Below are 25,213 nucleotides of genomic sequence, written 5' to 3'. Positions count from 1 at the left end.
AGCCCCGCCGCGGGTGCCGCACAGCCTCTCCCGCGCCCGGGACGGCGCCACGGTGTTGCCGAGCCGACCCCTCCTCGGGTGTGGGTGGACGGCGGACCGCGCCCGGGGCGGGGCGCCGCCGTGCCGGAGCAGGGCCCAGGATATGGGATGCTGGGGGGATGACCGAACCGCACACGAATCCCCCACTCGACCCCGCCTCGGACGCGGACGCCCAGGCCGTCCGGGACATCGCCGAGGTGCCGGCCGTCGAGATCATCTCCGCGGCCGCCGTCCACCTCATGAGCGCCGCCGCCGTCAAGTGCGGTCTCGCCGAGGACACCGACGCGCAGAGCGCCGCCGAGCTCACCGACCTCGACGAGGCGCGCAAGCTCATCACCGCCCTCGCCGGACTCGTCACTGCCGGCGCCACAGAGATCGGCGACCACCACGCCCGGCCGCTGCGCGACGGGCTGCGCAGCCTGCAGCTCGCGTTCCGCGAGGCCTCGTCGATCCCCGACGCCCCCGGCCAGGGGCCCGGAGAGAAGTTCACCGGCCCGGTCCGCTGACCCGCCCGGGCCCCGCTCACCGATCCCTCCCCGCAGAACTGCGCGGTATCCGGATCCGGTCGCGCAATTGCGCGCTCGGTTTCGGATACCGCGCAGTTCGCGGCTGTGCCCCGCTCAGTCGAAATAGCTCGGGACGTCGATCGCGCCGCCGCCGGCCGTGAAGTCCCGCTCGACGGCCGCGGCGAGCGCGTCGTCGCACAGGTAGTCGAGGGCGGTGGCGGCCAGCCCGTAGGCCCCGTCGACCACCGCGGCATCGGCCCGCGGGGACGCGGCGGCATCGGCGAAGGCGCGGGTGTGCCAGGCGACGTCGGCGTCCGCGATCGCGATCGTCGGGTGGATCCCCGGCATCCGCCAGCTCACGTTCCCGAAGTCCGTCGAGGCCGCGAGCGTGTCCGGCACGATCCCGGCCGGCACGGGCTGCCGTCCGCGCTCCTGCTCGTGGACGGCCCAGCGCGCGGCGAGCTCGCCGCTGGCCCGCACCGGCAGGCTCGGCGGATTGGCGTCCCAGCCGACCTCGACCCCGCAGCCCGTCATGAGCGCCGCGCCGCGGGCGATGTCCTCGACCCGGGCGGAGAGCTCGCGCAGGGTCTGCGGGTACGCGGAGCGGACGTACACGCTCACCCGTGCCGACTCGGTGATGATCGACGGCCGGTCCCCGCCGTCCGGGATCGAGGCGTGGACGCGGTCGACGGGGAGCATCTGCTGGCGCAGCAGTCCGATCCCCTGGTACATGAGCGCGGCCGCGTCGAGCGCGTTGCGCCCCATGAACGGCTGCGCCGAGGCATGCGCGGCGATCCCGCGGAACGTGACGTCGAGCGTGCGCCGTCCGAGCCAGGTCTGCTCCGCGGCATCGGTGCCCGAGGGATGGAGCATGAGCGCGGCGTCGATGCCGGCGAAGGCCCCGTGGCGGGCCATGATCTCCTTGCCGGTGCGCCCCTCCTCCGCCGGCGTGCCGAGGAGCACGACCCGTCCGGGCAGCGGCGTGGCGGGGTCGGTGCCGCGCATGACGTCGACGACGGCGAGGAAGGCGCCCACGGCCGAGGCGGCGATGACGTTGTGGCCGCAGGCATGGCCGATGCCGGGCAGCGCATCGTACTCGGCGAGCAAGGCGACGGTCCGACCGGTGTCCGCGCTCCCCCAGCCCGCCTCGAGCGCGGTGTCGAGGCCGTGCACCCCGATCTCCGCACTCACCCCGGCACCGGCGAGGACGCCCTCGAGGAGGCGCACCGAGCGATGCTCCTCGAAGGCCACCTCGGCGGTGCGGTGGACAGCATGGGAGAGCGCGACGAGGCGCTCCCGCCGACCCTCGAGCGCGGCGCGGAGGCGGTGGAGGACGGAGACCGGCGCCCCGGTGTGCACCGAGTGGGGCGGACCCGCCGCCCGGGCCCGCGCCTCGGTCTCGGCCCGCATCGCATCGAGGTAGAGCGTGCTCGGACGGGTGGGCTCGGCTCGATCACTCATGCTCGCCACCCTATCGGCCGGGTGAGCGACTCCACAGTCGTTTTCTTGAGCAGTTCCAGAAAAGGGCATAGAGTGGTGGACGTGACGACATCGAGTGCCTCCGAGCTGATCCGGGCTGCCGGGCTGCGGGTGACCGCGCCCCGCCAGGCCGTGCTCGAGGTGCTCCGCACCTCCTCCGGTCATCCCGACGTGGAGGAGATCACCGCCGCCGCCCGCACGCGGATCGGCAGGGTCTCGCATCAGACCGTCTACGACGTGCTCGCAGCCTTCGAGCGCGCCGACCTGGTCCGGTGCATCGACCCCACCGGCTCCGCCGCGGCCCGGTACGAGTTCCAGCGGCACGACAACCACCATCATCTGGTCTGCCGGTCCTGCCGGGAGATCGTCGATGTGCCGTGCAGCGGGGACGATGTGCCGTGCATGCACCCCCCGGAGTCCCACGGCTTCGCCGTGGAGCTCGCGGAGGTCGTGTACTGGGGGCAGTGCGCCCGGTGTCGCGACGCCCAGGAGGATCCATCACGATCCGCAACGGTCTCCCTTTAAGGAGGAACAATGGCCGAGAACTACACGACCAACGATTTCGGAATCCCCGTCGGCAGCGATGAGCACTCGCTCACCGTCGGCCCCAACGGCCCGATCCTGCTCCAGGACCACTACCTCATCGAGAAGATGGCCCACTTCAACCGCGAGCGCGTGCCCGAGCGCGTGGTGCACGCCAAGGGCGGCGGCGCGTTCGGCACCTTCACGGTGACCCAGGACGTCTCGAAGTACACCCGGGCCGCGGTGTTCCAGCCGAAGACGAAGACCGAGACCCTCACCCGGTTCTCCACCGTCGCCGGCGAGCAGGGCTCCCCCGACACCTGGCGCGATCCGCGCGGCTTCGCGGTGAAGATGTACACCACCGAGGGCAACCTCGACATCGTGGGCAACAACACCCCGGTGTTCTTCGTCCGCGACACCATCCAGTTCCAGGACTTCATCCACTCGCAGAAGCGCCGCAGCGACTCGGGTCTGCGCGACCACAACATGCAGTGGGACTTCTGGACGCAGGTGCCGGCTTCGGCCCACCAGGTCACCTACCTCATGGGCGACCGCGGCATCCCGCGGTCGTGGCGCGAGCAGAACGGCTACGGCTCGCACACCTTCCAGTGGGTCAACGCCGCCGGCGAGCGCTTCTGGGTCAAGTACCACTGGATCTCCAACCAGAAGCAGGAGTTCATCGAGAAGCACGGTCACGAGGGCTTCTCCGCCGAGGAGGCCGATCAGATGGCCGGCATCGACGCGGATTTCCACCGTCGTGACCTGTTCGACGCGATCGAGGCGGGCAACTTCCCGTCCTGGACCCTCAAGGTGCAGATCATGCCCTACGAGGACGCCAAGGACTACCGGATCAACCCCTTCGACGTGACGAAGATCTGGCCGCACGCGGACTACCCGCTGCACGAGGTCGGCGTCATGGAGCTCAACCGGAACCCGGAGGACTTCCACTCCGAGATCGAGCAGGCGGCCTTCGCCCCGTCGAACCTCGTGCCCGGCACCGGCCTGTCCCCCGACAAGATGCTCATGGGCCGGATCTTCTCCTACGCCGACACCCACCGCTACCGGATCGGCCCGAACTACGCGCAGCTGCCGGTCAACCGCCCGAAGAACGCGGTGAAGAACAGCTACTCTCAGGCCGGTCCGATGTCCTTCGAGAACTACCCGAAGGACCAGCCGACCTACGCGCCGAACAGCTACGGCGGCCCGCACGCCGATGCCTCGCGGACCACGGAGAACAACCTCGTGTCCGTCGAGGGCGATGTCCTGCGCTCGGCCCCGACCCTGCGCAAGGACGACGGCGACTTCAACCAGGCCGGCGATCTCGTGCGCAAGGTCCTCGACGACGCCGGCCGCGACCGCCTGGTCGGCAACATCGCAGGGCACCTGCTCAACGGGGTGTCCGAGCCGATCCTCGTCAAGGCGTTCGACTACTGGAAGAACGTCGATGCGGACCTCGGCGCACGCGTGGAGAACGTCGTGCGCGGCGCCCAGAAGGAGGGCGCCGGCACCGCCGCGACGGAGAACAAGCCGAGCTGATCGCAGGGATCAGCTGAGCGCACTGCGCAGCTGAGCTCCCGGCCCTGCGCCTGCGAGCCGAGCTGCACGCGACGGGCCCCGGACCTCTGGTCCGGGGCCCGTTGACGTGTCCGGGTCTTGCGCCTCCCCCATCGCAGGCAGCCGCGGGCGTGGCAGGACTGCGGGCGGGTGACAGCCACTGCGGCCGGGCCGCGGGCGGGTCTCAGCCGCGGGCGGGGTCGATGGAGATCACCATCGAGTCGACGCGCTCGACGAACTCCGCGTCCGCGCTCAGCGCCTGACGCAGGGCGGCGGTCTCACCCGGCTCCGGGAGCCGGTCGACGCCGAGGACGAGGGCGAGCTCGGGACCTGCGAGATGCACGGACCGGCCGGCCGGGGCGAGTCCCACCCGGGCGATCCAGTCGAACTGCCCGGCGATCCGACCGGCGGCCCGGGCGACCTCGCCGTCGGCCCACGCCGGCGTCCACGGCTGGTCCTGGACGAAGGCCCACAGCGCGGTGCGACGGAGCAGGAACGGGTGGGCCGACCCGGCGTCGATGACGACGAGCTGCGCGCCCTCCTCGATCGCGGCGACGCACAGGCGCTCGGCCTCGATGGGCACCGGCCTGGCCGCGGTGCCCCAGGCGGTGAGCGCGGGGATGTCGGAGAAGCACGGGGTGCACTCCCGGCCGTCGTCGGCGGCGAGGCGCACCATCGCCATCTCCGAGGAGTTGTCGTGGACGAGGCCGCGCTCATCGGTCGTGTGCTCGACGGCGGTGGGCAGGACCGGGGCGTAGACCCGGGCACCGCGCAGGGCCGTGAGCACACCGCGGTGGGCGGCCGGGTCGAAGGGTGCGGCGGTCACCGCATCGAGCGCGGCGGTGAGCCGCGGCTCGGCCAGCCCTGTGTCCCCGGAGAAGGGATTGGGCTTGAGGTCCCTGCCCGCCCACGGTACCCCGGCCGAGTCAGCAGTGTTCCCGGCGGTCATGCCGGTGAGGTGGGCGGGCAGGTCCCGGCTCCCCGGGGTCCCGGGAGTGTCCTCGGTCATCGGTGCGACGGCCTCAGCGGCCGGCGACGTCGAGCGCCTCGGCGAGCGTGAACCGGCCGGCGTAGAGCGCCTTGCCGACGATCGCGGCCTCGACGCCCTCCGGCACGAGCGTGCGCAGCGCGGCGATGTCGTCGAGGCTCGACACTCCCCCGGAGGCGACGATCGGGCGGTCCGTCCGCGCGCACAGGGTGCGCAGCAGGTCGAGGTTGGGGCCCTGCAGGGTGCCGTCCTTGCGCACATCGGTGACGACGTAGCGGGCGCAGCCGGCGGCCTCGAGCTCGGCGAGGACGTCGTAGAGGTCCCCGCCGTCCTCGGTCCAGCCGCGGGCGGCGAGGGTGGTGCCGCGGACGTCGAGGCCGATCGCGATCCGGTCGCCGTAGTCGCGGATGACCTCGGCGGTCCAGGCCGGGTTCTCCAGCGCCGCGGTGCCGATGTTCACCCGCTCCGCACCGGTGTCGAGGGCGCGCTCGAGGCTCTCCGTGTCGCGGATGCCGCCGGAGATCTCGACCTTGATCGACAGCGCCTTGGTGACCTGGGTGAGCAGTGCGTAGTTCGAGCCGCGGCCGAACGCGGCATCGAGGTCGACGAGGTGGATCCATTCCGCCCCGGCGTCCTCGAACTGCTGCGCGGCCTCGACGGGCGAGCCGTAGTCGGTCTCGGAGCCCGCCTCGCCCTGGACCAGCCGCACGGCCTTGCCGTCGGCCACGTCGACGGCCGGCAGCAGGGTGAGCGCGGGTTCTGTCACGAGTTCAGTCATCGTCTCTTCCTTCATCGGTTCTCAGTCGAGGGTCTTCACCCAGTTGGCGAGCAGCTGCGCGCCGGCGTCCCCGGACTTCTCGGGGTGGAACTGCGTGGCCCAGGTGGCCCCGTCCTCCACGGCTGCGACGAACGGCTCGCCGTGGACGGTCGTGGTGGTGCGCACTCCTGCCGGCGCGGTGTGCGCGGCGTAGGAGTGCACGAAGTAGAAGCGCTCGTCGCCGATCCCGGCGAACATCGCGCTGTCGGCCGGCGGGGCGACGGTGTCCCAGCCCATGTGCGGGATCACCGGGGCGTGGAGGCGGGTCACCTCGCCGGCCCACAGGCCGATGCCGGCGCTGGTGACCCCGTGCTCGGAGCCGGAGGCGAACAGCACCTGGAGGCCGACGCAGATCCCGAGGAGCGGTCGGCCGGCGGCGTGCCGCTCGCGGATGACGTCGACGGCACCGCCGGCACGCAGGCCGTCCATGACCGAGGCGAACGCCCCGACCCCGGGTACGACGAGGCCGGCGGCAGCGGCGGCGCGCTGCGGGTCGGAGGTGAGCTCGACGCGCGCACCGGTGCGCTCGAGCGCCCGCACGGCCGAGCGGATGTTCCCCGAGCCGTAGTCGAGGACCGCGACCGGGGCGCTCATGCGGTGCGTCCGGCGAGCAGGGAGCGGAGGCGGAGCGCGGCGAGGACGAGCACGACGAGGCCGAGTCCGGCGGCGACCCAGGCCGCTGCCATCCCGCTCAGCGCGGCGATGACGCCGACGACGATCGCGATCACGGCGAGGAGCGCGACGATGCCCCACAGGATCGCGGTGCGGGCGAGTGCCGCACGGGCCGGGGTCATGGTCGCCGCGCTCGCCTGGAGCTTCGTCATCGAACCGGTGTCGATCCATCCGTCGATGTCCTGCGGGGCGAGGGTCTCGAGGAGGAGCTGTTCGAGCTCGGAGGGCAGGTTGGTGAGGGCGAGCCCGGCGGGGACGTCGGCCTCCCGGGTGCCGCGCCGGTAGTGCGCGGCGTCGATCTGCTCGTCGTTGCGGACGAGGAGGAGCACCTCGTGCTGTCCGGTGAGCTTCGAGAGCTGTGCGGCCGCGGCGTTGCCCTCGGCGATGTCGGTGCCGGAGAGCACGAGCGCGGAGAAGTCTCCGATCGGCGCGACCTCGCCGGGGATGTCGGAGAGCACGCACGCCGCGGCGAGCTGATCCGGCCGGCCGAAGGGGGTGACGATGACGGTGCGGCTCACAGTGCTCCCTTGGTGCTCGGGATCCCGGTGACGCGCGGGTCGGGCTCGACCGCGGCGCGCAGCGCCCGGGCGAAGGCCTTGAACTGGGCCTCGGCGATGTGGTGGGGGTCGCGGCCGGCGAGCAGCGAGAGGTGGACGGTGAAGCCGGCGTTGAAGGCGAGCGACTCGAGCGCGTGGGCGACCATCGAGCCGGTGAAGTGACCGCCGATGAGGTGGTACTGCTGGCCCTCGGGCTCGCCGCTGTGCACGAAGTACGGGCGGCCGGAGACGTCGACGACGCACCGGGCGAGCGATTCGTCCAGCGGCACGAGCGCGTCGCCGTAGCGGCGGATCCCGGCCTTGTCGCCGAGCGCTTCGCGCAGGACCTGGCCGATGACGATCGCGGTGTCCTCGACGGTGTGGTGGACGTCGATGTGGACATCGCCCTCGGCCTTCACGTTGAGGTCGATGAGCGAGTGCTTCGACAGGGCGGTGAGCATGTGGTCGTAGAACGGCACTCCCGTGGAGATGTCCGAGGCACCGGTGCCGTCGAGGTCGACGCGCACGGTGACGTCGGATTCGCTCGTCGCACGGTGTGCCGAGGCCTGGCGTTCGGTCATGCGGGGTCCTGGTCCTTTGCTGTCCGGGGGGCGGCGCCGGCGGGCGGGCCGGCGGGGATCTGGGCGGGGGCGGCGAGGTGCTCCGGGGTGCTCTCGAGCACCCGGCGCACGGCGTCGATGAAGGCGTCCGTCTCCTCGGCGGTGCCGGCGTTGACGCGCAGGTGACCGGGGATCCCGGTGTCGCGGACGAGGACGCCGGCGTCGAGGAGGTCCTGCCACAGGGCGTGGGGCTCGGCGATGCCGCCGAACAGGAGGAAGTTCGAGTCGCTCGGCACCACGGTGAAGCCGGCGTCGAGCAGGGCGGCGGCCATGCGCTCGCGCTGCTCGACGAGCGCGTCGACGGTGGCGAGCAGTGCGGGGGCGTGGGCGAGCGCGGCGCAGGCGGCGGCCTGGGTCAGCGCGGACAGGTGGTAGGGCAGCCGCACGAGGCGCAGCGCGTCGATCACGGCCGGGTGTGCGACTGCGTACCCGAGGCGCACGCCCGCGAAGGCGAAGGCCTTGCTCATCGTGCGCGACACGATGAGCCGGGGGTGGTCCGGGAGGAGCGTGAGCGCGGTGCGGAATCCGGGTCGCGCGAATTCGGCATAGGCCTCGTCGACGATGACGATGCCGGTGCTCGCGGCGAGCACGGCTTCGACGACGGCGAGGTCGAGACCGTTGCCGGTGGGGTTGTTCGGGGTGCAGAGGAACACGACGTCAGGCCGGTGCTCGCGCACGGCGGCCACCGCGGACTCGACGCTGATCCCGAAGTCCGCCTCGCGGTCGACGGCGATCCACGCGGCGCCGGTCGACGCGGTGATCAGCGGATGCATCGAGTAGCTCGGGGTGAAGCCGAGCGCGGTGCGGCCCGGACCGCCGAAGGCCAGGAGGATATGGGCAAGGACCTCGTTCGATCCGTTCGCCGCCCAGATCTGCGCCGGGTCGATGCGCCCGGTGCCGGTGCTCTCGGTGGCACTGCGCTCGGAGTCGGTGCGCTCGGGCGCGGCGGTTCCGGCGGCAGGGCCTCCCTGACGCTCGAGCACCCCGTCGAGGTAGTGGGCGAGCGCGGAGCGCAGGCGGTCGAACTCGCGGTCGGGGTAGCGGTTGAGGTCGTGGAGCACCGCGGAGAGCTCGTGCTCGAGCGCGCTCACGACCTCCGCGGGGACGGGATGGGAATTCTCGTTGACGTTGAGCCGGACGGGGACGTCGAGCTGCGGGGCGCCGTACGGGGACCGGCCGCGCAGGTCGTCCCGGAGCGGGAGATCATCGAGAGTCGTCACCGCAGAAGTCTATCGTCCGGGGACGGCGAGCTCCTGCCCGGGGTGGACCACCTGACGGTCGAGTCCGTTGACCTCGACGATGTCGAGGACGACGTCACGGGTGTCCTGGCCGCCGGAGACCGATTGTGCGATCGACCACAGCGAGTCGCCCTCCTCGACGACGACGGTGTCGAAGCCCGCACCGGCCGGGGCGCCGGCGGCGGACCCGGCGGAGGCCTGGGCCCCGGAGCTCAGCGCGATGACGATCCCGATGACGAGCGCGCACAGGGCCAGACCGAGGGTGCGGGCCAGGCGCAGGGCGCGGCGACCGCGCGGGGTGAGCACGGTGGCGGCCGCGGGTGCGGGTGCGGTGTTTGCAGACATGGGGTGTCCTCCTCTTCATCGATCCCGAGGCCGGCCGGTGCGCCGAACTGATGATGCGCGGCGGCTGCGGCCCGGGGATTCGAACTCATGTACTATTGAACACGACAATCGAACGGATGTCCACTATCTCTCGAACACGTGTGTGAAAATGGATTCGAACGACGTCGCGATCGGCTATGTTCGAAGTGTTGCACCGGGCGCGGACACGGCCTCGCGGTCGGGACCGGAGCCCACGGCGCACCGGTCGTGCAGCACGGTGAGAGGAACGGGAAGGGAAGAGGAATGAGCCCCCAATCACGACGCCCCAGAGGACGCCCGCGCAATGACGCCGTCGTCGACGAGATCGAGGACTTCCGCGCCACCCAGGCCGATATCGTCGAGCTCCCCGAGGGCTCCGCCGCAGCCGGGGACCAGCGCCTCACCCCGCGCCAGCGGCTCGTCCTCGAGACGATCGAGTCGGCCGTGTACACCAACGGCTACCCGCCGAGCATGCGCGAGATCGGCAAGGCCGCCGGTCTGGCGTCCCTGTCGAGCGTCGCCCACCAGCTCTCCCAGCTCGAGCGCCTCGGCTACCTGCGCCGCGATCCCAAGCGCCCCCGTGCAATCGAGATCGTCAACCCGGCCGAGGAGGCCCCGCCGGCCGCCGAACCCGGTTCGGCGAACACGGCGATGGTGCCGGTGCTCGGGCGGATCGCCGCCGGCGGCCCGATCACCGCGGAGCAGGCGGTCGAGGACGTCTTCGCCCTGCCCACCCAGGTCGTCGGCTCCGGTGACCTCTTCCTCCTCCAGGTCGCCGGCGACTCGATGATCGACGCCGCGATCTGCGACGGCGACTGGGTGGTCGTGCGGCGCCAGCAGTCGGCGGAGAACGGCGAGATCGTCGCGGCACTCCTCGACGACGAGGCCACGGTCAAGACGCTCAAGCGCAGCGGCGGCAAGCAGTGGCTGCTGCCGCAGAACCCGATCTACGACCCGATCGACGGCGACCACGCCACGATCATGGGCATCGTCACCGCGGTCATCCGGCGGGTCTGAGGCCTGCTGGACACCGACCGCACAGCGCGTCCGCAGCGTCACGAGGGCGGAGCACCGATCGGTGCTCCGCCCTCGTTGTGCCCGGCCGCGCCCCACCCAGACTTCGTCTGATCCCGCCCTCGTCGTACCCCGGCGGTCGGCCTCAGTCCTGCTCGGCGAGGCGGGAGAGGGCGGAGCGCACGGCCGCGCCGTCCTCGGTGCGCCACATCGGAGGCAGCGAATCGGCGAGGAAGCCTCCGTAACGCGCGGTGCGCAGCCGGGAGTCGAGCACGGCGACCACGCCGCGGTCGTCGGTGGTGCGGATGAGCCGGCCGACCCCCTGCGCGAGCCGGAGCGCGGCGTGGGTGGCGCTGACCGTCATGAAGCCGTTGGCGCGGTTCCGCTCGGCGGCCTGCGTGCGCGCACGGGTGAGGGGGTCGTCGGGGCGCGGAAACGGGATCCGGTCGATGACGACGAGCCGGCACGTGCGGCCCGGCACGTCGACCCCCTGCCACAGCGACATCGTGCCGAACAGCGAGGTGTCGTCCTCCGCGGAGAACCGGGCGACGAGCGCGGCGAGCGACTCCTCCCCCTGGAGCAGCACCGGCGTGTCGAGCGTCTCGCGCAGGGCCGTCGCGGCCTGCTCGGCGGCGAAGCGGGAGGAGAACAGTCCGAGCGCACCGCCGCGCGAGGCGGTGACGAGCTCGCGCAGCTCGGCGATCATCTCCTCGTTGAGCCCGCTGCGCGCCGGTCGGGGCAGCCCGGAGGCGACGTAGAGGATCGCCTGCTTGGGATAGTCGAACGGGGAGCCGACATCGATCGCGTCGTACCGGGGCGCCTCGGGACCGGCGAGGCCGAGCGAGGCGGCCACGGGCTCGAACCGGCCGCCGAGTGCCAGGGTCGCCGAGGTGGCGACGACGGTGGACTCGGCGAAGATCCCGTTGCGCATGGTGCCGGCGACGCTGAGCGGAGCGACGACGAGGGAGACGGTCTCCGTCTCCCGGAAGGTCGAGCGGGTGACCCAGGTGACGTCGTTGTCGGCGAGCTCGCTCATCCGCTCGGCGAGCTCGAACACCTCCTGGAGGCGGGCCCGGGCCATCTGCAGGCCGGCGTCGGCCTCCTTGGACTCGGTGCCGCGACCGGCCTCGGCGAGGATCTGCCGGGCTGCGTCGCGGACGGCGATGACGGCGGTGGTGAGCGCTTCGGGCCAGACCTGGAGCAGCCCCTCGGTGGTCGCCTGGAGCGCCTTGTCGAAGGCGGAGGCGGCGGTCTCGAGGAGCCCGATCACCCCGTCCTGCACGGCGGTGTTCTTCCGCGCGGCCTGCGCGGCGGCGTGGAGCATGGCGACGGTGAGCGAACCGGAGAGCGCGTTCGTCACCCGGTCGCGCAGCTCGTGGGCCTCGTCGATGACGACGGCGTCGTGCTCGGGCAGCACCGCGTGGTCCCCGAAGGCGTCGATCGCGAGCAGCGCATGGTTGGTGACGACGAGGTCGGCTGCGGCCGCGGCGATCTTCGCCCGCTCCGCGTAGCACTCCTCGAACACCGGGCACTTCGAGCCGAGGCAGTCGAAGGCGTTGACCGACACCTGGGCCCAGGCCCGGTCGGAGACGCCGGGGACGAGGTCGTCGCGGTCCCCGGACTCGGTGATCCGCTCCCAGCTGCGCACCCGCTGGATCTCCTCGCCGAGCGCGGACGCGGACGCCGAGGCGGAGCCGCGCCCGGCGGCGTCGTCGGCCCCGAGGTCGAACAGCATGCCGAGCGCGTCATCGGGATAGCCGCCGTCGAGCTTGTGCTTGCACACGTAGTTGCGGCGGCCCTTGAGGACCGCGGCGCGCGGCTTGCGCTCGAGGTCTCCGCCGAGCGCCTTGAGCAGGCGGGGCACGTCGCGGTTGACGATCTGGTTCTGCAGCGCCAGGGTCGCCGTCGACACCACGACCCGCTCGCCGGTGCGCACGGCGTGCTCGAGCGCGGGCACGAGGTAGGCCAGCGACTTCCCGGTCCCGGTGCCGGCCTGGACGAGGAGGTGGGTCTCCGAGCCGAGCGCGCCGGCGACGGCCTCGGCCATGGTCTGCTGTCCCTCCCGCGGGCTGCCGCCCAGCGCGGCGACGGCACTCGCGAGGAGGTCGGCGGTCGCGGTCACGCAGCCGGCCCGGAGAACATGTCCGGCTTGCGGTACTCCTCGAGCTCGCTGAGGAGGTCGGAGTCGACGCGCGCCTGCACTGCGGTGCCCTCCGCCAGGTGCTTCTCCTCGAGCACGGTGCCCTCGTCGTGGATGCGGGACACGAGGTCGCCGCGGTCGTAGGGCAGGAGGACGGTGAGCTCGTGCTCGGGCTCGGGCAGGAGCTCGGCAATGCGCGCCTCGAGCTCGGCGATCCCCGCCCCGTTCGCGGCGGACACCGCGAGCGCACCCGGGTGGGCGCGGAGCAGCGCGGAGAGGGCGACCGGGTCGGCGATGTCGGCCTTGTTGAAGACGATGAGTTCGCCGATGTCGGCGGTGTCGACGTCGGCGAGGACATCGCGCACCGCCTGGATCTGGCTCGTCGGGTCCGGGTGGGAGGCGTCGACCACGTGGACGAGGAGGTCGGCGTAGGCGGCCTCCTCGAGGGTCGAGCGGAACGCCTCGACGAGCTGGTGGGGCAGGTTGCGGACGAAGCCCACGGTGTCGGTGTAGGTGAAGTCGCGGCCGTCGGCCGTCTGCGCCTGCCGCACCGTCGGGTCGAGGGTGGCGAACAGGACGTTCTGCACCATGACGCCGGCGGCGGTGAGCCGGTTGAGGAGGGAGGACTTGCCGGCGTTGGTGTAGCCGACGATCGCCGCGCTCGGCACGTGGTTGCGCGTCCGGTTGGCGCGCTTGGTCTCCCGCGAGGGCTCCATCGCCTTGATCTGCTTGCGGAGCTTGGCCATCCGGGTGCGGATGCGGCGCCGGTCGAGCTCGATCTTCGTCTCACCCGGACCACGCGAGCCGATGCCCTCACCGCCGGCCACCCGGCCGCCGGCCTGCCGGGACATCGACTCGCCCCAGCCGCGCAGCCGCGGCAGCAGGTACTCGAGCTGGGCGAGCTCGACCTGGGCCTTGCCCTCGCGGCTCTTGGCGTGCTGGGCGAAGATGTCGAGGATGAGCGCCACCCGGTCGATGACCTTGACCTTGACGACGTCCTCGAGCCCGCGCCGCTGGCCGGGGGCGAGCTCGGAGTCGACGACGACGGTGTCCGCGCCGACGGCGGCGACGATCTCCGCGAGCTCCTGGGCCTTGCCGCGCCCGAAGAACGTTCCCGGGTCCGGGGTGTCACGACGCTGGAGCAGGCCGTCGAGCACGGTCGAGCCGGCGGTCTCGGCGAGCGCGGCGAGCTCCCGCAGGGAGGTCTCCGCCTCGAGTGCGGTGCCGGAGGTGTAGAGCCCGGCGAGCACGACCTTCTCGAGGCGCAGCTGCCGGTACTCGACCTCGGTGACGTCCTCGAGCTCGGTCGACAGTCCGTCGACGCGGCGCAGGGCGCGCCGCTCGAGCACGTCGAGCTGGGTCTCGTCCTCGTGCGTGAGCTGCTCGTCGGTGAGCGCGGTGCCGGCCCGGGAGAGGACGCGGTCGATCATCGCGCGCCGTCGGTCCTCGCTGGTCGGGACGGTGCTCGGGTCGTCGTGCGGGGTGCCGTTCGACAGCTGGTCGGTCGTCGGACGATCGACGGGGGAATCCGGGGTGGATCCGGTCACGGGCATCGACTTCTCTCGGTAGTGGTCGGTCTTCCATTCTCCCACAGGCGCGCTGGGCGGCGGCCGGTGCGCGGATTACCATGGGCGTGATGACTGAACACTATTTCTCCGCGAATCCTTCCGCGCCCGGGCCGCTCCGGACGATCACCGCCCGGCTCGCGGGCCGGGAGGTCGCGGTGACGACGGCCGGTGGCGTGTTCTCCCCCGGCCGACTCGACCTCGGCACGCAGGTGCTGCTCAAGGCGCTGCCGGAGCCGCCGGCCGGGGAGCTGCTCGACCTCGGGTGCGGCTGGGGGCCGATCTCCCTGCAGGCCGGTCTCGAGGCGCGTCAAGCGGGGACCGCGGTGCGGATCTGGGCGCTCGACGTCAACGAGCGGGCCCTCGAGCTCACCGCCTGCAATGCCCGCGACCTCGGGTTGGATGCGATCCGGACCGTCACCGCCGCCGAGGTGCCCGCCGACATCGCGTTCGACGCGATCTGGTCCAACCCACCGATCCGGGTGGGCAAGGAGGTCCTCCACGGGCTGCTGGAGACCTGGCTGCCGAGGCTCGCCCCGGGCGGGCAGGCGTGGCTCGTCGTGTCGAAGAACCTCGGCGCCGATTCGCTCCGGGTGTGGATCGCCGACATGCTCGGCGCGGGCTACACGGTGGCCAAGCACTCCTCGGCGAAGGGCTTCCGCGTCCTCGTCGTGACGCGCTCAGCCGACTGAGAGCCGGGGATCATACCTTCCGGAACCGTTGACCTCCGCTCGCCGGCACACGGTCCCGCGCACACACAGGCTGATAGGGCGAGGATCCGGGAGCTGCGCGGCCTGTCAGCGCGCGGCGAGGGCTGCGGCGAACTCCGCGGTCGGCACCACGTCGCCGATGAGCACGGCAGGACCGGACAGGGCGACCGAGCTCTCGGTGATCTCGACCTCGACGGTGCCGCCGGGCAGAGCGATCGTCCAGGTCGTCGGGCCGTGCTCCCCGGCCCAGAAGCGGGCGGCGAGCGCGGCCGCGCAGGCCCCGGTGCCGCACGACTGCGTCTCCCCCACCCCGCGCTCGTGGACTCGCATCGCGAGCCGGCCGGTCGACGGGTCTCCGTCGTGGTCGGGCTCGATGACGATGTACTCGACGTTGGTGCCGTGCGCGGGCAGCGGGTCGACCGCCGGGAGCCGGGTGAGGTCGGCGGCGGCGAGCTCCTCGGCCCCGGCGAGCGCGACGACGGTATGGGGGTTGCCCATGTCGACGCTGATCGCCGGACGGGGGACGTCGATGCCGGCGGTGTCGACGAGCGAGTCGGCACCCTCGGTGATCGGGCGCGGGAACTCCCAGCGGCCCATGTCGACGCGGTACCAGGCCTCCTGCGCGCCGGTGGGGTCCGGGACCCGGGCGACGTGCTTGACGCCGGCCCGGGTGCCCACGGCGAGCGGTCCGGCGGCGAGGTCGGCGAGGCCGTGCTCGACGAGGTAGTGGGCGAAGACGCGCACGCCGTTGCCGCACATCTCCGCGATCGAGCCGTCGGCGTTGCGGTAGTCCATGAACCATTCGGCACCGACCGTGTGGGCGTCCACGGCTTCGGGGATCCCGGCCGCTGCCGAACGGACCACCCGGATGAGACCGTCGCCGCCCACGCCGCGCCGACGATCGCACAGCAGGGCGACCGCTTCGGGAGAGAGGTCGGCGGCGCCGTCGAGATCGGCGAGGAGGACGAAGTCGTTGGCGGTGCCGTGGCCCCGGGTGAGTGCGTACGTAGTCACCCGGCCAGTCTACTGCTCCGCTCTGCTGCTGCCCCGATCTACCGCTGCGCGCCGCCGTCCGCCCTGAGGATCTCGAGAGCGCGATCGACGGCCGAGGCGCCCGCGGGCAGCCAGCGGATCCGGGGGTCGCGCCGGAACCACGTGTCCTGCCGCTTGGCGAACTGGCGGGTGCGCACGATCGTCGATTCGCGGGCGGCGAGCTCGGCGACGCGGCCGGCGAGCAGGTCGACGATCTGGGCGTAACCGATCGCCTGCCGGGCGGTGGTGCCGGTGAGCAGGCCGCGCGGCAGCAGGGTCCGCACCTCGTCGACCCAGCCGGCCTCCCACATGCGCTCGACGCGGGCTGCGATCCGCTCGTGCAGGGTCGCCCGGTCGAGGGCGAGCCCCACCTGCACGGTGGGCAGGGCGTACTCGTAGCGCGGCAGCTGGGCGCTGAAGGGCTCGCCGGTGATCTCGAGCACCTCGAGGGCGCGCACCACCCGCCGGGTGTCGGCCGGGGCGATGGTCTGCGCCGCCTCCGGGTCGAGCCCGGCGAGCCGCCGGTGGAGGACCGTGCTGCCGTGGTCGTGCGCCTCGGCCTCGAGCCGGGCCCGGACCTGCGGGTCGGTGCCGGGGAACGCCATCCGATCCGTCGCGGCGCGCACGTAGAGGCCGGAGCCGCCGACGAGGATCGGCACGTGCCCGCGGCCGCGGATCGCGGTGATGAGGGCGCGAGCCTCGCGCTGGAAGGTCGCGACAGAGGCGTCCTCGTCGACGTCGAGGATGTCGAGGAGGTGGTGGGCGATGCCGCCGCGCTCACCGGGCGCGAGCTTCGCGGTGCCGATGTCCATGCCGCGGTAGAACTGCATCGCATCGGCGTTGATGATCTCCCCGCCGAGGCGCTGGGCGAGGGCGATCGCGAGCTCGGACTTGCCGGTCGCGGTCGCGCCGACGACGTTGATCACGGGATGGTCGGAGGCGTCCGGGCGGTCGGGCCCGTCCGGGTGCGCGGGATCGACCGGGTCTTCGGGGCCGTGAGATGCTCCGGGGCCGTCGGGGTGTGCGGCGCGGGCCGGCACGGATCAGCTCCGGGGGCGCAGGGTGGGCATGCCGAGCACGGTGGGCCCGCCGGGTGCGCCGCCGCCGGTGCCGCAGGAGTCGGCCTGTGCGCGGTCCCAGGCGTCGCCGGAGGCGGTGGGCCGCACGAGGGCCGGACCGTCGGCGATGAGGAAGAACGGCCGGGCCTCGCTCACCTCGGCGCTGAGGAGGTCGCCGGGACGCACGGTGGGCAGCGGGCCGGTGGGGCCGACGTGGACGAGCCGGTTGTCGGCGGCACGGCCGGTGTACCGGTGGTGCTCGCTGTCGGGAAGGGAGGTGATGAGCACCTCGACCCGGCGGCCCACCTGGGCGCGGTTCTCCTCCCAGGAGATCTCGTCCTGGAGGGCGACGAGTCGCTCGAAGCGCTCCTGCACGACCTCCTTGGGGAGCTGGTCGGGCATGTCCGCCGCCGGCGTGCCGGGACGCTTGGAGTACTGGAAAGTGAAGGCCTGGGCGAAGCGAGACCGGCGGACGATGTCGAGGGTGCCCTGGAAGTCCTCCTCGGTCTCCCCCGGGAAGCCGACGATGATGTCGGTGGTGATCGCGGCGTGCGGGATGCCCTCGCGCACCTTCTCGAGGATGCCGAGGAAGCGCGAGGTGCGGTAGGAGCGGCGCATCGCCTTGAGGATCCGGTCCGAGCCGGACTGGAGCGGCATGTGGAGCTGCGGCATCACCGTGGGAGTCTCCGCCATCGCGTCGATGACGTCGTCGGAGAACGCCGCCGGGTGGGGGCTGGTGAAGCGCACCCGCTCGATCCCCTCGACCGCGCCGACGGCGCGGAGCAGCTTGGCGAAGGCGCCGCGGTCGCGGAACTCCGCCCCGTAGGAGTTGACGTTCTGGCCGAGCAGGGTGACCTCGATGACGCCGTCGGCGGCGAGTGCCTGGACCTCGGCGAGGATGTCGCCGGGCCGGCGGTCCTTCTCCCTGCCGCGCAGCGCGGGCACGATGCAGAAGGTGCACGTGTTGTTGCAGCCGACGGAGATCGACACCCAGCCGGAATGGTGCGACTCCCGCCGGGTGGGCAGGGTCGAGGGGAACACGTCGAGGCTCTCGAGGATCTCGACCTGCGCCTCCTCGTTGTGGCGGGCGCGGTCGAGGAGCGCAGGCAGCGAGCCCATGTTGTGGGTGCCGAACACGACGTCGACCCACGGGGCCCGCTCGACGATCGCGGCGCGATCCTTCTGGGCCATGCAGCCGCCGACGGCGATCTGCATGCCCGGGCGCTCCTTCTTGACCTGGGCGAGGCGTCCGAGGTTGCCGTAGAGGCGGTTGTCCGCGTTCTCACGGACGGCGCAGGTGTTGAACACGACGATGTCGGCGGTCTCGCCGGTGTCGGCCGGCCGGTAGCCTGCGTCGTCGAGGAGGCCCGAGAGCCGTTCGGAGTCGTGGACGTTCATCTGGCACCCGTAGGTCGTCACCGCGTAGGTGCGGGCATCTGCGGGGGCCTCGGTCAGCGGCAGCGGGGGTGCGGTGGTGTCAGTCATCAGGGCTCCAGTGTACCGAGGCCTCCCGTGCTGCCCCGAAGGCTCCATGGCCGTCGACTCCGGGAACGCCGGGTCGGGAGAGTCGAAGACAGGGGGACGTCACGGACAGAGGAACGTCGCGAGCCAGGGTGCGTCGCGGGAATCGAACGCGCCCTCGGAATGCTCAGGCGTCCTCGAGAGCACGGCGGGCTGCGGCCATGCACACGGATTGGGGGAAGCCGCGCCGGGCAAGCATGCCGAGCGTGCGGCGCAGTCGTGTGTCGTGGGGCAGGTTCGCGGTGCTCCGCGCCTTCTTCAGCGCGACCTCGTAGGCGAGGTCGTACTCGTCGTCGAGGTCCTCGAGCGCGTGCTCGCTGACGGATTCAGGGATCCCCTTCTTCGTGAGCTCCTGGCGGAGGGCCCGTACGGAGAGCGCGCGGGATTCCCGGCGGGCGCGCACGAAGCCGGCGGCGAACTGCTCGTCGTCGAGCAGCCCGGAGGCGGTGAGCCGGTCGAGCAGGGTGTCGACGACGTCCTCGGGGTGCTCCTTGCGCAGGAGCTTCGACCGGAGCTCCTCGGTCGCATGGTCGCGGGCGGCGAGCATGTTGAGCGCCCGCTTCTTCGCGCGCTTGTACTCCGGGTCGTCCGGGCTCACCCCGCCGGCGAGTGCCGCGGACTCGTCCTCGGCATCGGATGCCGCAGGTGCTGCAGGCACCGGGGCGCGCTCGGCACCCCGCCACACCCCGGCGAGCCCGCCGGGCAGCGGTGCGCCACCGTCAGGTGACCCGGCGGCACCGGAATCGCCGGTCGCCCCGCTGCTCGAGCGGGCCATGACCTCGTCGATGGCCTGCCGGGCCGCCGCGAGGACCGCCTCCGGGGAGCGGTCCTCGCGGCGGTGCGCGTCAGAAGTCGACATTGCTCTTCTCCGGCGCGGCCGCCGGGTCGTCGGCCGGTGCCGGTGCCGGTGCTGCGGCATCCTCGGCGGGCGCGTCCGGGAGTTCGGCGATGAGGCCGAGCTTGTGCTTGATCTTGAGCTCGATCTCCTCGGCCAGGCCCGGGTTGTCGCGGAGGAAGTTCCTGACGTTCTCCTTGCCCTGCCCGAGCTGGTCCCCGTCGTAGGTGAACCAGGAGCCGGACTTGCGGACGATGCCGTTGTCCACGCCCATGTCGATGAGGCTGCCCTCGCGGGAGATCCCCTGGCCGTAGATGATGTCGAACTCCGCCTGCTTGAAGGGCGGGGCGATCTTGTTCTTCACGACCTTGACGCGGGTGCGGTTGCCGACGGCCTCGCCGGCCTCCTTGAGCGTCTCGATGCGGCGCACGTCGAGGCGCACCGAGGCGTAGAACTTCAGCGCCTTGCCACCGGAGGTGGTCTCCGGGGAGCCGAAGAACACGCCGACCTTCTCGCGGAGCTGGTTGATGAAGATCGCGGTGGTCTTCGAGTGGGCGAGCGCACCGGTGATCTTGCGCAGCGCCTGGGACATGAGGCGGGCCTGGAGGCCGACGTGGGAGTCGCCCATCTCGCCCTCGATCTCCGCCTTGGGGACGAGCGCGGCGACGGAGTCGATGACGATGACGTCGAGCGCTCCGGAGCGGATGAGCATGTCCGCGATCTCGAGCGCCTGCTCACCGGTGTCCGGCTGCGAGACGAGCAGCTGGTCGGTGTCGACGCCGAGCTTCTTCGCGTACTCCGGGTCGAGCGCGTGCTCGGCGTCGATGAAGCCGGCGATGCCGCCGGCGCGCTGGGCGCTCGCCACGGCGTGGAGCGCCACGGTCGTCTTGCCCGAGGACTCCGGGCCGTAGATCTCGACGACGCGGCCGCGCGGGAGTCCGCCGATGCCGAGCGCGATGTCGAGGGCGATCGAGCCGGTCGGGATGTACTCGATCGGGGCGCGGGTCTCGTCGCCCAGGCGCATCACTGCGCCCTTGCCGTACTGGCGGTCGATCTGGCCGAGCGCGGCCTCGAGCGCCTTGGACTTGTTGTCCGCCGAGCCGGTCTGCGGTGAGCGGGGGGTGCGTGCTGCCATGGGTTCCTCCTTGGGTGGGTCCGTCTGCCAGCACTCTAGAACGCGGCACGGACACGGGTCCGGATCAGCGGCCCGGCTGTGGATGAGAACGGTGGTGCGCGCGTCCCCGGGTCACAGCCGAACCCGTCATGGGACCCATCCTAACCCGGAATGGGAACACCTGTTCGATATGTCCGGGCGTGTCGTGGCGATGCTGTGACCCGCGGACGGCGGGCCGTCGTCGCCTGTCCCCAGCACCCGGCACCGGCAACGGGCGCACGCCGCCTCAGAAGGGTGCTGCGCGCGGGGTGTCGCGGCCGAGCCGCCGCTCCGGGGGCACCCCGGTGGCCTCGCAGATCGCGGTCCAGATGTCGCGCGGCTCGATTCCGGCGTCGAAGGCCTCGGCCGCGGTGCGTGAGCCCAGCGTGGACAGGGCGAGGTCGGTGTGGAGGGATTCCGCGCGGACCTGTCCGAACTCCTCGTTCATCAACGTCCAGTAGAGCGTGTGACGCATTCAGGCGGGCCCGGCCAGGGCATCGGCCGGTTCGCCCTGGAGCACGCGCCGGGACATCTCCACCGGGACGGTGTCCGGGATCTCCACGCCCTCGCTGATCGCGAACCGGTCGCTGACCTCGCGGAGCAGGGAGGACACGGGCAGATCGAGGGCCTCGCAGATCGCGGACAGGAGCTCCGAGGAGGCCTCCTTCTGGCCGCGCTCGATCTCGCTGAGGTAGCCGAGCGACACGCTCGCGCCGGTGGAGACGTCGCGCAGAGTGCGGTTCTGGCGCCGGCGGGCGGCACGCAGGGAGTCGCCGATCTCGGTGCGCAGCAGCGTCATGACGATCCTCCCGGTAGCAGCGGACGGTGGGTGCGGTCTCGGTTCAGAACTCTATCCATGTGAAGGATGCAACCGCCGACGCCACCGATTTGTTCCCTGTAGCCTAACCGCACCGCACCCGGCCGCTCCATCCCGCACCGGCCTGCGCAGGCGATTGACAGCGAACTGTGACGCTGCCGGAGGGCTACTGTCGAACCGGGCGACGCCCGGCCCCGGGACCCGGGGCGCCGCGGCTGCGCAGGTGCTCCGCGAGGAGCGCGATCCCCGCGGCCGTCGTCGCGGCGCGGATCGCCGCCCGGTCGCCGGAGAAGCGGTGCGCCGCGTGCTCGGTGCCGTCGGCATGGGCGAGTGCGAGGTGGACGAGGCCCACCGGCTTCCCGTCCTGCGGGTCCGGGCCGGCCACTCCGGTGCACGCGAGTCCGAGGTCGGCGCCGCACACCCGGGCCGCGCCCTGGGCCATCTGCTTCGCGACCTCGGCGTCGACCGGACCGACCCGGTCGAGCAGCGCGGGGTCGACCCCGGCGAGACGCGCCTTGAGGTCGGTGGCGTAGGTGATCAGACCGCCCCGCACCGCGGCCGAGGCGCCGGGCACCGTGACGAGGGTCGCGGCGATGAGGCCGGCGGTGAGGGACTCCGCGGTCGCGAGGGTGAGCCCGCGCTCGACGAGGCCGGTCACGACCTCGGCGACAGCGGGGCCCGGGTCCGGGTCCGGCGAGCCGCTCATGCGCGGGCGCGGGGCTCGCGCGGCTCCCGCAGCAGCCGGGCGATCCGGATGCAGTAGTCGATCCCGGTGACGAGCGTGACGATGACGGCGGCGGTCATGACGACCCAGGCGATGACGATGACGGCGATCGTCACGCCGTCGGGGACGACTGCGGCCAGCGGCAGGAGCACGATGAAGAGGCCGATCGCGATCGTCTGCAGGAGCGTCTTGAGCTTGCCGCCCTTCGAGGCCGGCAGCACTACTCTGCGCACGATGAGCAGCCGGAGCACGGTGATCCCGAACTCGCGGACGAGGATGACGATCGGGATCCACCACGGCAGCGCACCGATGAGGGCGAGGCCGATGAGGGCCGCGGCCATGAGGGACTTGTCGGCGATCGGATCGGCGATCTTGCCGAAGTCGGTGATGAGGTCCCAGCGCCGCGCGAGGTCCCCGTCGATCTTGTCGGTGAGCATCGCCAGACCGAACACGACGAACGCGCCGAGGCGCCACATCGGGTCGAGGCCGTCGTAGCCGAGCAGCAGGAACAGGAACAGCGGGACGAGCAGGATGCGCAGCACGGTGAGCGCATTCGGCAGGTTCCACGGACTCGGCTGCGGCTTCTCGGTCATCACCGCTCCAGCCTACCTGCCGGTGAGATCCCAGGCGTCCTCGCCGCCGGCCTCGACGACCTCGAACCCGGTGTCCGGATCGATGTCCCCGACGGTCGGCACGACGTCGGTGGGCTCGGCGTCCGGATCGGTCCCGTACGCCGCGCCCGCCGCTCCGGCGGCACCGGCTCCCGCTCCGGCGGCACCGGCCGCACCCCCGCTGGCGGGCGCGGCCTCTCCCGCCGGCGGTTCCTCGCCGCGGATCACCGCGAGCGTGCCCGGCAGGTCCTCGGGGGTGACGAGGACGTCGCGGGCCTTCGACCCCTCCGAGGGGCCGACGATGCCGCGGGACTCCATGAGGTCCATGAGGCGCCCGGCCTTGGCGAAGCCCACCCGGAGCTTGCGCTGGAGCATCGAGGTGGAGCCGAACTGGGTGGTGACGACGAGCTCGGTGGCCTGGAGCAGGAGGTCGAGGTCGTCGCCGATCTCCTCGTCGATCTGCTTCGCCGGCTTCTCCACCGCGACGTCCTCGCGGTAGACCGGCGTGAGCTGGCCCTTGACGTGGGAGACGACCTTCTCGATCTCGCTCTCGTTGATCCACGCACCCTGCACGCGCATCGGCTTCGCCGCGCCCATCGGGAGGAACAGGGCGTCGCCCTGGCCGATGAGCTTCTCCGCGCCCGGCTGGTCGAGCACGACGCGGGAGTCCGCGAGCGAGGAGGTGGCGAAGGCGAGCCGCGAGGGCACGTTGGCCTTGATGAGGCCGGTGACGACGTCGACGCTCGGGCGCTGGGTGGCGAGCACGAGGTGGATGCCGGCGGCACGGGCGAGCTGCGTGATCCGCTGGATCGAGGCCTCGACGTCGCGCGGGGCGACCATCATGAGGTCGGCGAGCTCGTCGACGACGACGAGGAGGTACGGGTACGGCTGGAGCACCCGCTGGGAGCCGGGCGGCACCTGCACACGGCCCTCGCGGACGGCCTTGTTGAACTCCTTGACGTGCTTGAACCCGAACTGCGCGAGGTCGTCGTAGCGTGCGTCCATCTCGCGGACGACCCATTCGAGCGCCTCGGCGGCCTTCTTGGGGTTGGTGATGATCGGGGTGATGAGGTGCGGGATGCCCTCGTAGATCGTGAGCTCGACGCGCTTGGGGTCGACGAGGATGAGGCGCACCTCGTCCGGGGTCGCGCGCATCATGATCGAGGTGATCATCGAGTTGATGAAGCTCGACTTGCCGGAGCCGGTCGCGCCGGCGACGAGCAGGTGGGGCATCTTCGACAGGTCGGCGACGACGAAGCCGCCCTCGACGTCCTTGCCGACGCCGACGACCATCGGGTGGTCGGTCTTCCGCGCGGCCTGCGAGCGCAGCACGTCGCCGAGCGCGACGGTCTCGCGGTCCGCGTTGGGGATCTCGATGCCGATCGCCTTCTTGCCCGGGATCGGGGACAGGATGCGCACGTCGGCGCTCGCCACCGCGTACGCGATGTTCTTGCTCAGCGCAGTGACCTTCTCCACCTTGGTGCCGGCGCCGAGCTCGACCTCGTAGCGGGTGACCGTCGGGCCGCGGGAGAACCCGGTGACCTCGGCGTCGATGTTAAACTGCTCGAGCACGTCGCGCAGCGCCTCGACGACCCGGTCGTTGGCCTCGGAGCGCTCCTTCGCCGGGGGCCCGGCGAGCAGATGATCGGAGCTCGGGAGGGTGTAGGTGATGTCACCGGCCAGCGTGAGCTGCTCGACGCGCTGCGGGAGCTCGCCGGTGGCCTGCGGAGCCGGGGTGGACACGGCGGGGACGGTGGCCTCGGGGTCGGGCTCGCGGTCGATGACGCGGGTCGCCTCGTCCTCCATCCCGAGGTCGGCCTTGAGCTTGGCCGTCTCCTTCTCCGCCCGGGTGGGGCGGCGCTGACCGGGGCGGACCCGCGGTTCGGCGTCGACGTCGTAGAGCTCCGGCTCCGGGGACGGGGCGGCGGGAGCGTCGGGGTCGACCTCCGCGTCGTGGATGTAGGCCTTGTCGTAGGCCTTCTCCTCCTCCTTCTCGTACTGCGGGGCGGAGTCGTCCTTCTTCTTCCGGGAGCGGCGCTTGGCGCCCATCACCGGCTTGAGTGTGCTCGTCGTGCGGTTGTCGCGCACGAGGTCGGTGTCGTCGGCTCCGGCGGCCTCGCGGGGCGCGGCCTCCCCGCCGACGAGCAGGGTGTAGAGGCCGTGGAGACGCTGCGGGATCGTGCTGACCGGGGTGGCCGTGATGACGAGGAGCGAGAACAGTCCGAGGAGCACGAGGAGCGGGACGGCGACGTACACCGTGGTCGCGGCGACGAGCGGGGAGGACACGATGAAGCCGAGCGCCCCTCCCCCGTTGATCATCGCCTCGCGCGAGTTCGCGAAGCCGGGGCTGCCCGCCGCGATGTGGGCGAGCCCGGCGGCGGCGAGCACGAAGGCGATGAGACCGATGAGGATCCGGTTGTTGCCGCGGGTGTCCTCGCCGCGCAGGAACAGGCGCACGGCGTAGCCGAGGAGCAGCACGGGCAGGGAGAGCGCGACGCGCCCCAGGGAGCCCTCGATGACGGCGCGCACGCCGTTGCCGAATGCGCCGGGGATGTTCCACCACTCGAAGGCGGCGACGACGATCGCGAGCCCGACGAGGAAGAAGGCGGTGCCGTCGCGTCGGGTCGGGCTCTGCTCATCGGGGGTCTCGGTGAGCACCTTGCGGGTCCTGTTGCCTGCCATGCGGGCCACTCCCATCC

The 25,213-nt window shown here is 72.1% G+C and carries 25 protein-coding genes; 5 read left to right on the top strand and 20 right to left on the bottom strand.

The genetic code is table 11. The annotated features are described in order from the left end of the window. Positions 1-158: 158 nt before the first annotated feature. Entirely contained in the window at positions 159-545 is a 387-nt protein-coding gene (locus tag AB0I45_RS04430) for a DUF1844 domain-containing protein (RefSeq protein ID WP_247423716.1), read from the top strand. 114 nt (positions 546-659) lie between these two features. Here AB0I45_RS04430 and AB0I45_RS04425 read toward each other — a convergent pair whose 3' ends face one another. Continuing rightward, positions 660-2,006, bottom strand: coding sequence for a M20 family metallopeptidase (locus AB0I45_RS04425; RefSeq protein ID WP_247423718.1), 1,347 nt, complete (start codon positions 2,004-2,006; stop codon positions 660-662). A gap of 81 nt (positions 2,007-2,087) precedes the next feature. Here AB0I45_RS04425 and AB0I45_RS04420 point away from each other — a divergent pair, with 81 nt between their 5' ends. Together AB0I45_RS04420 and AB0I45_RS04415 are read left to right on the top strand one after the other, a co-directional pair. Then, positions 2,088-2,549 (top strand): Fur family transcriptional regulator, encoded by a 462-nt coding sequence (locus tag AB0I45_RS04420; RefSeq protein WP_137320065.1) that lies wholly within the window; start codon positions 2,088-2,090, stop codon positions 2,547-2,549. A 9-nt stretch (positions 2,550-2,558) separates the two neighbouring features. Beyond that, positions 2,559-4,082: a catalase gene (locus tag AB0I45_RS04415; RefSeq protein ID WP_137320066.1), complete on the top strand. Its 1,524-nt coding sequence runs from the start codon at positions 2,559-2,561 to the stop codon at positions 4,080-4,082. Between the two features lie 202 nt (positions 4,083-4,284). On the opposite strand, the gene AB0I45_RS04410 is transcribed toward AB0I45_RS04415, so the two are convergent. Genes AB0I45_RS04410 through AB0I45_RS04380 form a run of 7 tightly spaced genes read right to left on the bottom strand, consistent with a single transcriptional unit; the run spans position 4,285 to position 9,316 of the window. Beyond that, positions 4,285-5,109, bottom strand: coding sequence for an SseB family protein (locus AB0I45_RS04410; protein WP_265808674.1), 825 nt, complete (start codon positions 5,107-5,109; stop codon positions 4,285-4,287). Between the two features lie 13 nt (positions 5,110-5,122). Then, the gene (gene priA / locus AB0I45_RS04405; protein ID WP_265808673.1) at positions 5,123-5,866 is read right to left on the bottom strand and encodes a bifunctional 1-(5-phosphoribosyl)-5-((5-phosphoribosylamino)methylideneamino)imidazole-4-carboxamide isomerase/phosphoribosylanthranilate isomerase PriA; all 744 of its coding nucleotides are present in this window, start codon (positions 5,864-5,866) and stop codon (positions 5,123-5,125) included. A gap of 21 nt (positions 5,867-5,887) precedes the next feature. Then, the gene (gene hisH / locus AB0I45_RS04400) at positions 5,888-6,499 is read right to left on the bottom strand and encodes an imidazole glycerol phosphate synthase subunit HisH (RefSeq protein WP_360317051.1); all 612 of its coding nucleotides are present in this window, start codon (positions 6,497-6,499) and stop codon (positions 5,888-5,890) included. Then, on the bottom strand, positions 6,496-7,095 hold the full coding sequence (locus AB0I45_RS04395) for a hypothetical protein (RefSeq protein ID WP_265808672.1): 600 nt from the start codon (positions 7,093-7,095) through the stop codon (positions 6,496-6,498). Before AB0I45_RS04395 ends, hisH begins: the two co-directional genes overlap by 4 nt. Next, the gene (gene hisB / locus AB0I45_RS04390; RefSeq protein ID WP_360317047.1) at positions 7,092-7,694 is read right to left on the bottom strand and encodes an imidazoleglycerol-phosphate dehydratase HisB; all 603 of its coding nucleotides are present in this window, start codon (positions 7,692-7,694) and stop codon (positions 7,092-7,094) included. The genes AB0I45_RS04395 and hisB overlap by 4 nt, the downstream gene beginning before the upstream one ends. Further along, positions 7,691-8,953, bottom strand: coding sequence for a histidinol-phosphate transaminase (locus AB0I45_RS04385; RefSeq protein WP_360317044.1), 1,263 nt, complete (start codon positions 8,951-8,953; stop codon positions 7,691-7,693). The genes hisB and AB0I45_RS04385 overlap by 4 nt, the downstream gene beginning before the upstream one ends. A 9-nt stretch (positions 8,954-8,962) precedes the next feature. Next, entirely contained in the window at positions 8,963-9,316 is a 354-nt protein-coding gene (locus tag AB0I45_RS04380) for a LysM peptidoglycan-binding domain-containing protein (protein WP_360317041.1), read from the bottom strand. Between the two features lie 282 nt (positions 9,317-9,598). Between AB0I45_RS04380 and lexA the strand changes: the two genes are divergently transcribed. After that, a complete protein-coding gene (lexA, locus tag AB0I45_RS04375) occupies positions 9,599-10,351 on the top strand; it encodes a transcriptional repressor LexA (RefSeq protein WP_137320073.1) in 753 nt (250 codons plus the stop codon). Between the two features lie 142 nt (positions 10,352-10,493). Here lexA and AB0I45_RS04370 read toward each other — a convergent pair whose 3' ends face one another. Further along, a complete protein-coding gene (locus tag AB0I45_RS04370; protein WP_360317037.1) occupies positions 10,494-12,470 on the bottom strand; it encodes an ATP-dependent DNA helicase in 1,977 nt (658 codons plus the stop codon). Continuing rightward, the gene (gene hflX, locus AB0I45_RS04365) at positions 12,467-13,918 is read right to left on the bottom strand and encodes a GTPase HflX (protein ID WP_345028981.1); all 1,452 of its coding nucleotides are present in this window, start codon (positions 13,916-13,918) and stop codon (positions 12,467-12,469) included. Before hflX ends, AB0I45_RS04370 begins: the two co-directional genes overlap by 4 nt. Positions 13,919-14,124: 206 nt before the next feature. On the opposite strand from hflX, the gene AB0I45_RS04360 reads away from it, so the two are divergent. After that, complete coding sequence (locus AB0I45_RS04360; protein WP_360317034.1) at positions 14,125-14,745, top strand: methyltransferase; 621 nt, start codon at positions 14,125-14,127, stop codon at positions 14,743-14,745. A gap of 105 nt (positions 14,746-14,850) precedes the next feature. Here AB0I45_RS04360 and dapF read toward each other — a convergent pair whose 3' ends face one another. The 10 genes from dapF to AB0I45_RS04310 form a co-directional block, all read right to left on the bottom strand. Further along, on the bottom strand, positions 14,851-15,777 hold the full coding sequence (gene dapF / locus AB0I45_RS04355; RefSeq protein WP_360317031.1) for a diaminopimelate epimerase: 927 nt from the start codon (positions 15,775-15,777) through the stop codon (positions 14,851-14,853). Positions 15,778-15,815: 38 nt separating this feature from the next. Beyond that, on the bottom strand, positions 15,816-16,721 hold the full coding sequence (gene miaA / locus AB0I45_RS04350) for a tRNA (adenosine(37)-N6)-dimethylallyltransferase MiaA (RefSeq protein ID WP_360317028.1): 906 nt from the start codon (positions 16,719-16,721) through the stop codon (positions 15,816-15,818). A 117-nt stretch (positions 16,722-16,838) separates the two neighbouring features. Beyond that, on the bottom strand, positions 16,839-18,338 hold the full coding sequence (gene miaB, locus AB0I45_RS04345; protein ID WP_360317025.1) for a tRNA (N6-isopentenyl adenosine(37)-C2)-methylthiotransferase MiaB: 1,500 nt from the start codon (positions 18,336-18,338) through the stop codon (positions 16,839-16,841). Positions 18,339-18,501: 163 nt separating this feature from the next. Then, positions 18,502-19,233: a regulatory protein RecX gene (locus AB0I45_RS04340; RefSeq protein WP_360317022.1), complete on the bottom strand. Its 732-nt coding sequence runs from the start codon at positions 19,231-19,233 to the stop codon at positions 18,502-18,504. Then, complete coding sequence (gene recA / locus AB0I45_RS04335; RefSeq protein ID WP_360317019.1) at positions 19,220-20,344, bottom strand: recombinase RecA; 1,125 nt, start codon at positions 20,342-20,344, stop codon at positions 19,220-19,222. The genes AB0I45_RS04340 and recA overlap by 14 nt, the downstream gene beginning before the upstream one ends. A 265-nt stretch (positions 20,345-20,609) precedes the next feature. Further along, positions 20,610-20,837, bottom strand: coding sequence for a DUF3046 domain-containing protein (locus AB0I45_RS04330; RefSeq protein ID WP_137320080.1), 228 nt, complete (start codon positions 20,835-20,837; stop codon positions 20,610-20,612). Further along, positions 20,838-21,161 carry a helix-turn-helix transcriptional regulator gene (locus AB0I45_RS04325; protein ID WP_137320081.1) on the bottom strand — a complete coding sequence of 108 codons (324 nt, stop codon included), beginning with the start codon at positions 21,159-21,161 and terminating at the stop codon, positions 20,838-20,840. A gap of 184 nt (positions 21,162-21,345) precedes the next feature. Further along, positions 21,346-21,885, bottom strand: a complete 540-nt coding sequence (locus tag AB0I45_RS04320; RefSeq protein WP_247423744.1) for a CinA family protein — start codon at positions 21,883-21,885, stop codon at positions 21,346-21,348. Continuing rightward, entirely contained in the window at positions 21,882-22,496 is a 615-nt protein-coding gene (gene pgsA, locus AB0I45_RS04315; RefSeq protein WP_247423746.1) for a CDP-diacylglycerol--glycerol-3-phosphate 3-phosphatidyltransferase, read from the bottom strand. Before pgsA ends, AB0I45_RS04320 begins: the two co-directional genes overlap by 4 nt. A gap of 12 nt (positions 22,497-22,508) precedes the next feature. Further along, a complete protein-coding gene (locus tag AB0I45_RS04310; protein WP_360317013.1) occupies positions 22,509-25,196 on the bottom strand; it encodes a DNA translocase FtsK in 2,688 nt (895 codons plus the stop codon). Positions 25,197-25,213 lie beyond the last annotated feature (17 nt).

The organism is Brevibacterium sp. NPDC049920, assembly GCF_040656435.1.
GTDB lineage: Bacteria > Actinomycetota > Actinomycetes > Actinomycetales > Brevibacteriaceae > Brevibacterium > Brevibacterium pityocampae.
The sequence above is the reverse complement of the archived record's forward strand: the minus strand, read 5'-3'. Positions and strand labels throughout refer to the sequence as shown.

Bases quoted from the DNA above. Each gene is read 5' to 3' on its own strand.
- AB0I45_RS04360 (WP_360317034.1), top strand. From the start codon at position 14,125: ATGACTGAACACTATTTCTCCGCGAATCCTTCCGCGCCCGGGCCGCTC.
- pgsA (WP_247423746.1), bottom strand. From the start codon at position 22,496: ATGACCGAGAAGCCGCAGCCGAGTCCGTGGAACCTGCCGAATGCGCTC.
- AB0I45_RS04330 (WP_137320080.1), bottom strand. From the start codon at position 20,837: ATGCGTCACACGCTCTACTGGACGTTGATGAACGAGGAGTTCGGACAG.
- hisH (WP_360317051.1), bottom strand. From the start codon at position 6,499: ATGAGCGCCCCGGTCGCGGTCCTCGACTACGGCTCGGGGAACATCCGC.
- AB0I45_RS04380 (WP_360317041.1), bottom strand. From the start codon at position 9,316: ATGTCTGCAAACACCGCACCCGCACCCGCGGCCGCCACCGTGCTCACC.
- AB0I45_RS04410 (WP_265808674.1), bottom strand. From the start codon at position 5,109: ATGACCGAGGACACTCCCGGGACCCCGGGGAGCCGGGACCTGCCCGCC.
- AB0I45_RS04320 (WP_247423744.1), bottom strand. From the start codon at position 21,885: ATGAGCGGCTCGCCGGACCCGGACCCGGGCCCCGCTGTCGCCGAGGTC.
- AB0I45_RS04325 (WP_137320081.1), bottom strand. From the start codon at position 21,161: ATGACGCTGCTGCGCACCGAGATCGGCGACTCCCTGCGTGCCGCCCGC.
- hflX (WP_345028981.1), bottom strand. From the start codon at position 13,918: ATGATCGACCGCGTCCTCTCCCGGGCCGGCACCGCGCTCACCGACGAG.
- AB0I45_RS04310 (WP_360317013.1), bottom strand. From the start codon at position 25,196: ATGGCAGGCAACAGGACCCGCAAGGTGCTCACCGAGACCCCCGATGAG.
- AB0I45_RS04425 (WP_247423718.1), bottom strand. From the start codon at position 2,006: ATGAGTGATCGAGCCGAGCCCACCCGTCCGAGCACGCTCTACCTCGAT.
- AB0I45_RS04340 (WP_360317022.1), bottom strand. From the start codon at position 19,233: ATGTCGACTTCTGACGCGCACCGCCGCGAGGACCGCTCCCCGGAGGCG.
- lexA (WP_137320073.1), top strand. From the start codon at position 9,599: ATGAGCCCCCAATCACGACGCCCCAGAGGACGCCCGCGCAATGACGCC.
- recA (WP_360317019.1), bottom strand. From the start codon at position 20,344: ATGGCAGCACGCACCCCCCGCTCACCGCAGACCGGCTCGGCGGACAAC.
- miaB (WP_360317025.1), bottom strand. From the start codon at position 18,338: ATGACTGACACCACCGCACCCCCGCTGCCGCTGACCGAGGCCCCCGCA.
- AB0I45_RS04415 (WP_137320066.1), top strand. From the start codon at position 2,559: ATGGCCGAGAACTACACGACCAACGATTTCGGAATCCCCGTCGGCAGC.
- hisB (WP_360317047.1), bottom strand. From the start codon at position 7,694: ATGACCGAACGCCAGGCCTCGGCACACCGTGCGACGAGCGAATCCGAC.
- AB0I45_RS04430 (WP_247423716.1), top strand. From the start codon at position 159: ATGACCGAACCGCACACGAATCCCCCACTCGACCCCGCCTCGGACGCG.
- priA (WP_265808673.1), bottom strand. From the start codon at position 5,866: ATGACTGAACTCGTGACAGAACCCGCGCTCACCCTGCTGCCGGCCGTC.